Origin of the sequence: Bacillus sp. JFL15 (genome assembly GCF_001184225.1) — a bacterium.
Classification (GTDB): Bacteria; Bacillota; Bacilli; order Bacillales; family Bacillaceae; genus Bacillus; species Bacillus siamensis.
In genome coordinates this window covers 2,333,068-2,340,476 of sequence record NZ_KQ236689.1, presented here as the reverse complement: position 1 = coordinate 2,340,476, position 7,409 = coordinate 2,333,068, and the positions used below count along the sequence as shown (strand labels likewise).

General features: G+C 55.5%; 3 protein-coding genes. All 3 read right to left on the bottom strand.

The window, feature by feature from the left end:
• Positions 1-987, bottom strand: a 987-nt coding sequence (locus tag AD710_RS20065) for a beta strand repeat-containing protein (protein ID WP_442853084.1), incomplete at its 3' end; no start/stop codon positions are given.
• Between the two features lie 203 nt (positions 988-1,190).
• Positions 1,191-1,358 carry a hypothetical protein gene (locus AD710_RS20060; RefSeq protein ID WP_156187166.1) on the bottom strand — a complete coding sequence of 56 codons (168 nt, stop codon included), beginning with the start codon at positions 1,356-1,358 and terminating at the stop codon, positions 1,191-1,193.
• A 219-nt stretch (positions 1,359-1,577) separates the two neighbouring features.
• Positions 1,578-7,409, bottom strand: a 5,832-nt coding sequence (locus tag AD710_RS20340; protein WP_197083935.1) for a beta strand repeat-containing protein, incomplete at its 5' end; no start/stop codon positions are given.

Below are 7,409 nucleotides of genomic sequence, written 5' to 3'. Positions count from 1 at the left end.
CGTTACTCCAGTTGAGCCGGTTATGCCCGTTACTCCTGTCGATCCGGTTATTCCGGTGGCTCCTGTCACCCCGGTCGCGCCCGTTACTCCGGTTGCACCGGTTATCCCTGTTGCTCCCGTTACTCCGGTTGCTCCGGTTAACCCAGTAGCTCCTGTTATCCCTGTTACTCCTGTATCTCCAGTCGCTCCGGTTACTCCAGTCGCTCCGGTTATCCCGGTTGCTCCGGTTACTCCCGTTACTCCGGTTGCTCCGGTTACCCCAGTGGCTCCGGTTAAACCTGTTGCTCCGGTTAAACCTGTTGCTCCGGTTAACCCTGTTGCTCCTGTTATTCCAGTGGCTCCTGTTACTCCAGTCGCGCCCGTTACTCCAGTGGCTCCTGTTAACCCTGTTGCTCCTGTTATTCCAGTGGCTCCTGTTACTCCAGTCGCGCCCGTTACTCCAGTGGCTCCTGTTAACCCAGTGGCTCCTGTTAACCCAGTGGCTCCTGTTAACCCGGTTGCTCCCGTTACTCCCGTTACTCCGGTTACACCAGTTGCTCCGGTTATCCCGGTTGCTCCCGTTATCCCGGTGGCTCCTGTTAACCCAGTAGCTCCGGTTATCCCGGTTGCTCCCGTTACTCCGGTTGCTCCCGTTATCCCTGTTGCCCCGGTTATCCCGGTTGCTCCTGTTACTCCGGTTGGCCCTGTTAACCCAGTAGCTCCTGTTATCCCGGTTGCTCCTGTTAACCCAGTTGCTCCTGTTAACCCGGTTGGCCCTGTTACTCCGGTGGCTCCGGTTACCCCTGTTACTCCTGTTAACCCGGTTGGCCCTGTTATCCCAGTTGCTCCCGTTATCCCGGTGGCTCCTGTTACTCCGGTTGCCCCAGTTGCTCCCGTTACTCCAGTTGCTCCCGTTATCCCAGTGGCTCCTGTTAACCCGGTTGGCCCTGTTATCCCAGTTGCTCCCGTTATCCCGGTGGCTCCTGTTACTCCGGTTGCTCCTGTCACCCCGGTTGCTCCTGTTAACCCGGTTGCTCCCGTTATCCCGGTGGCTCCTGTTACTCCGGTTGCTCCTGTCACCCCGGTTGCTCCTGTTAACCCGGTTGCTCCCGTTACTCCGGGGTCGCCTGTTACTCCGGTCGCTCCAGTGAACCCCGTTGCTCCAGTCAGCCCCGTTGCTCCGGTGAACCCCGTTGCTCCGGTCGCGCCTCTCATATGATAATGATTTGGATGACAGCACGGACACCATCTTTCATGACAGCAAGAGTTTTCACAGCAGCATCCTTCACAGCAATGTGCTCGATTATGGTAACTGCGCCTTTGATTTCTTTTTTTATGTTGGGAATGACAGCAACAATCATTACAATACCGGCAGTCATAATCTCCAGAGTCGTATCTGTTATACCAAGTATCTCCTTTTCTCATTACACCACCTCTTCTTGCATAATATTTTTTCAAAAACAAATGGTGTTTCAAAAACCCATTTAAATGATCAACTGGCCTCTAAGAGTGAATATTGCACAGCGTTTACGGAAAAAAAGACCTAACCGCGTATCAGTCAGGCCTTTCATCTTTAAAATATCAGACTGCTATTTTCATCAGGTTGTCGGAAAACTTATGCCGTTAAAATCGATATTGAGAGCAGTTGCTGTCGTTAAATTATTAGCAGTTGTGAAAATAACCCTGAGCTGGTAAGTGTTCGTTCCTGCGGTCGGCGCAGTATCCACTGTTGTATCAGCAATCGAAAAACTATCCGTAGCTGCGGTAGTACTAGTTCGCGACAGAGTTCTTGTATGAATTTGCACTGCTCCCCTATATAATCTCACTTCATAAACAAAGTTTGAATTTGCTGAAGTTGTTAACGCGACACTGAGGGCATAATCCAGCTTTACATTCTGCAAAGCATTAACTGGGATTGCCAGCGTAGCAACGGGAACTTCAGTATTTAACGGCGGAAAAACAGTGAGCGGCCCATTAGTTCTTGTGAAGAGCAAGGTTGGTGTACTGCCTGTTGAGCCGGTTGCTCCAGTTACCCCAGTGGCTCCGGTTACACCTGTTGCTCCGGTTGAGCCGGTTGGGCCGGTTGCTCCCGTTGGGCCAGTCACCCCGGTCGGGCCTGTTACACCTGTTGAGCCCGTTACTCCGGTTGCTCCCGTTGCCCCTGTTACTCCGGTTGGGCCCGTTACACCCGTTGGGCCAGTCACCCCGGTTGATCCTGTTGCTCCGGTTGAGCCGGTTGGGCCGGTTGGGCCGGTTGCTCCGGTTGGGCCAGTTACACCCGTTGGGCCAGTCACCCCGGTTACTCCGGTTGGACCCGTTACCCCAGTGGCTCCGGTTACTCCAGTCGCGCCCGTTACTCCTGTTGAGCCGGTTGAGCCCGTTGCCCCTGTTACACCTGTTGCTCCTGTCACTCCGGTTACACCAGTTACTCCTGTTGCTCCTGTTGAACCGGTTACTCCTGTTGATCCGGTTGGACCCGTTTCTCCAGTCGCTCCTGTTACACCAGTTACTCCTGTTGATCCTGTTGCCCCGGTTGCTCCTGTTTCTCCTATTGCTCCAGTTACTCCGGTTACTCCTGTTGGTCCTGTTGGTCCCGTTTCTCCAGTCGCTCCGGTTACACCAGTTACTCCTGTTGATCCGGTTGCCCCGGTTGCTCCTGTTGCTCCAGTTACTCCGGTTACTCCTGTTGATCCGGTTGGACCCGTTGGGCCAGTTTCTCCAGTCACTCCGGTTGGGCCAGTTTCTCCTGTCGCTCCTGTTACTCCGGTTGAGCCGGTTGATCCTGTTGCTCCTGTTGCTCCTGTTGCTCCTGTCGCTCCTGTTACTCCCGTTGATCCGGTTACGCCAGTTGCCCCGGTTGATCCGGTTGGACCCGTTGGGCCAATTTCTCCAGTTGAGCCTGTTGGACCAGTTGAGCCTGTTGGACCAGTTGAGCCGGTTGAGCCTGTTGATCCTGTTGATCCGGTTACACCAGTTACTCCTGTTGATCCCGTTTCTCCTGTCGCTCCTGTTTCCCCGGTTGCTCCTGTTGCTCCTGTTTCACCAGTTACTCCTGTTGCTCCTGTTGCTCCCGTTTCTCCAGTCGCTCCGGTTGGTCCCGTTTCTCCAGTCGCTCCGGTTACTCCTGTTACTCCTGTTACTCCTGTTACTCCTGTTGCTCCTGTTGCTCCGGTTGCTCCGGTTGCTCCCGTTTCTCCAGTCGCTCCTGTTACTCCTGTTGCTCCTGTTGCTCCGGTTGCTCCCGTTTCTCCAGTCGCTCCTGTTGCTCCGGTTGCTCCCGTTTCTCCAGTCGCTCCTGTTACTCCTGTTGCTCCTGTTGCTCCTGTTGCTCCAGTCACTCCGGTTGCTCCCGTTTCACCAGTTACTCCTGTTGCTCCCGTTTCACCAGTTACTCCTGTTGCTCCTGTTTCTCCAGTTGGACCAGTTACTCCCGTTGGACCAGTTACTCCCGTTGCTCCTGTTGCACCCGTTGGGCCAGTTACTCCCGTTGCTCCTGTTGCACCCGTTGGGCCAGTTTCTCCAGTCACTCCGGTCGAACCAGTTTCTCCAGTTGGACCCGTTTCTCCAGTTACTCCGGTTGCACCCGTTGGGCCGGTTGCTCCAGTTACTCCGGTCGCTCCGGTTGCTCCTGTTTCTCCAGTTACTCCTGTTACTCCAGTTGGTCCTGTTGGTCCCGTTTCTCCAGTCGCTCCGGTTACACCAGTTACTCCTGTTGATCCCGTTTCTCCAGTCACTCCGGTTACACCAGTTACTCCTGTTGCTCCTGTTGAACCGGTTACTCCTGTTGATCCGGTTGGACCCGTTTCTCCAGTCGCTCCGGTTACACCAGTTACTCCTGTTGATCCTGTTGCCCCGGTTGCTCCTGTTTCTCCTATTGCTCCAGTTACTCCGGTTACTCCTGTTGGTCCTGTTGGTCCCGTTTCTCCAGTCGCTCCGGTTACACCAGTTACTCCTGTTGATCCGGTTGCCCCGGTTGCTCCTGTTGCTCCAGTTACTCCGGTTACTCCTGTTGATCCGGTTGGACCCGTTGGGCCAGTTTCTCCAGTCACTCCGGTTGGACCAGTTACTCCGGTTGCTCCTGTTTCTCCTGTTGCTCCAGTTACTCCGGTTACTCCTGTTGGTCCTGTTGGTCCCGTTTCTCCAGTCGCTCCGGTTACACCAGTTACTCCTGTTGATCCGGTTGCCCCGGTTGCTCCTGTTGCTCCAGTTACTCCGGTTACTCCTGTTGATCCGGTTGGACCCGTTGGGCCAGTTTCTCCAGTCACTCCGGTTGGACCAGTTACTCCGGTTGCTCCTGTTTCTCCTATTGCTCCAGTTACTCCGGTTACTCCTGTTGGTCCTGTTGGTCCCGTTTCTCCAGTCGCTCCGGTTACACCAGTTACTCCTGTTGATCCGGTTGCCCCGGTTGCTCCTGTTGCTCCAGTTACTCCGGTTACTCCTGTTGGTCCCGTTTCTCCAGTCGCTCCGGTTACACCAGTTACTCCTGTTGATCCCGTTTCTCCAGTCGCTCCGGTTACACCAGTTACTCCTGTTGATCCCGTTTCTCCAGTCGCTCCGGTTACACCAGTTACTCCTGTTGATCCTGTTGCTCCTGTTGGACCAGTTACTCCTGTTACTCCGGTTGGACCCGTTTCACCAGTTACTCCTGTTACTCCGGTTGCACCCGTTGGTCCGGTTTCTCCAGTTACTCCGGTCGCTCCGGTTGCTCCTGTTTCTCCAGTTACTCCTGTTACTCCGGTTGGTCCCGTTTCTCCAGTCGCTCCGGTTACACCAGTTACTCCTGTTGATCCCGTTTCTCCAGTCACTCCGGTTACACCAGTTACTCCTGTTGCTCCTGTTGAACCGGTTGGACCCGTTTCTCCAGTCGCTCCGGTTACACCAGTTACTCCTGTTGATCCTGTTGGTCCCGTTTCTCCAGTCACTCCGGTTACACCAGTTACTCCTGTTGATCCTGTTGAACCGGTTGGACCCGTTTCTCCAGTCGCTCCGGTTACACCAGTTACTCCTGTTGATCCTGTTGCCCCGGTTGATCCTGTTTCTCCTGTTGCTCCAGTTACTCCGGTTACTCCAGTTGAGCCGGTTACTCCAGTTGAGCCGGTTACACCAGTTGCCCCGGTTTCTCCGGTTGCTCCGGTTACTCCTGTTGCTCCAGTTGCTCCTGTTGCCCCGGTTGCTCCGGTTGCTCCGGTTGCTCCGGTTGGACCTGTTTCTCCAGTTGAGCCGGTTGCTCCCGTTACTCCTGTTACTCCGGTGGCTCCTGTTGCACCAGTTGCTCCTGTTACTCCTGTTGTTCCTGTTGCACCAGTCACTCCGGTTGCCCCAGTTTCACCTGTTGCTCCCGTTACTCCAGTCACTCCTATTGAGCCGGTTTCTCCTGTTGCTCCGGTTGGACCCGTTGGGCCAGTTTCTCCAGTCACTCCGGTCGAACCAGTTTCTCCTGTTGGACCCGTTTCACCAGTTACTCCTGTTGGTCCCGTTTCTCCAGTTACTCCTGTTGCTCCTGTTGGACCGGTTTCTCCAGTTACTCCGGTCGCTCCTGTTGGACCCGTTTCACCAGTTGCTCCTGTTGCCCCGGTTACTCCAGTTGAGCCGGTTACTCCTGTTGCCCCGGTTGATCCTGTTGCTCCGGTTGGACCAGTTACTCCTGTTGCTCCGGTTGCACCCGTTAGGCCGGTTGTTCCGGTTGGACCCGTTGGGCCAGTTTCTCCTGTTGCTCCGGTTGCACCCGTTTCTCCTGTTGCTCCGGTTGGGCCTGTTGCCCCGGTTGATCCTGTTGCTCCGGTTGGACCAGTTACTCCTGTTGCTCCGGTTGCACCCGTTAGGCCGGTTGTTCCGGTTGGACCCGTTGGGCCAGTTTCTCCTGTTGCTCCGGTTGCACCCGTTTCTCCTGTTGCTCCGGTTGGGCCTGTTGACCCGGTTGGACCCGTTGGGCCAGTTTCTCCAGTCACTCCAGTTGAACCAGTTTCTCCAGTTGAGCCGGTTACGCCAGTTGCCCCGGTTGCACCCGTTGGACCTGTTGCTCCGGTTGGGCCTGTTACTCCAGTTACTCCTGTTGGACCCGTTGGGCCGGTTGCTCCAGTTACTCCTGTTGCTCCTGTTGTTCCGGTTGTTCCGATTGGACCCGTTGGGCCAGTTTCTCCAGTCGATCCGGTTACTCCTGTTGCTCCTGTTGCTCCGGTTGTTCCTGTTACTCCAGTTGGACCGGTTGACCCAGTGATCCCAGTCGATCCGGTTGCCCCGGTTGCACCCGTTGGACCTGTTGCTCCTGTTGTTCCTGTTACTCCAGTTGGACCGGTTGACCCGGTGATTCCAGTCGCTCCGGTTGATCCGGTTGCACCCGTTGGACCTGTTACTCCTGTTGCTCCTGTTATACCAGTTGGACCGGTTGACCCTGTGATTCCAGTCGATCCTGTTGATCCTCTTGCACCCGTTGGACCTGTTGATCCTGTTGTTCCTGTTACTCCAGTTGGACCGGTTGACCCTGTGATTCCAGTCGCTCCGGTTGATCCGGTTGCACCCGTTGGACCTGTTGATCCTGTTGTTCCTGTTACTCCAGTTGGACCGGTTGACCCTGTGATCCCAGTCGCTCCGGTTGATCCGGTTGCACCCGTTGGACCTGTTGACCCTGTTGTTCCTGTTACTCCAGTTGGACCGGTTGACCCTGTGATCCCAGTCGATCCGGTTGATCCGGTTGCACCCGTTGGACCGGTTGACCCTGTTGTTCCTGTTACTCCAGTTGGACCGGTTGACCCTGTGAACCCAGTCGATCCGGTTGATCCGGTTGCACCCGTTGGACCTGTTACTCCTGTTGTTCCTGTTACTCCAGTTGGACCGGTTGACCCGGTGATTCCAGTCGCTCCGGTTGATCCTCTTGCACCCGTTGGACCTGTTGTTCCTGTTGATCCGGTTACTCCAGTTGGACCGGTTGACCCTGTGATCCCAGTCGATCCGGTTGAGCCGGTTGCACCCGTTGGACCTGTTGCTCCGGTTGTTCCTGTTACTCCAGTTGGACCGGTTGACCCTGTGATCCCAGTCGATCCGGTTGATCCGGTTGCACCCGTTGGACCTGTTGATCCTGTTGCTCCTGTTATACCAGTTGGACCTGTTGACCCTGTGATTCCAGTCGCTCCGGTTGATCCGGTTGCACCCGTTGGACCGGTTGCTCCGGTTGTTCCTGTTACTCCAGTTGGACCGGTTGACCCTGTGATCCCAGTCGATCCGGTTGCTCCTCTTGCACCCGTTGGACCTGTTGCTCCTGTTGCTCCTGTTATACCAGTTGGACCGGTTGACCCTGTGATCCCAGTCGCTCCGGTTGATCCGGTTGCACCCGTTGGACCGGTTGACCCTGTTGTTCCTGTTACTCCAGTTGGACCGGTTGACCCGGTGATTCCAGTCGCTCCGGTTGATCCTCTTGCACCCGCCTGTTGCTC

Coding starts and splice junctions, on each gene's coding strand:
- AD710_RS20060 (WP_156187166.1), bottom strand. CDS start 1,358: ATGACTGCCGGTATTGTAATGATTGTTGCTGTCATTCCCAACATAAAA.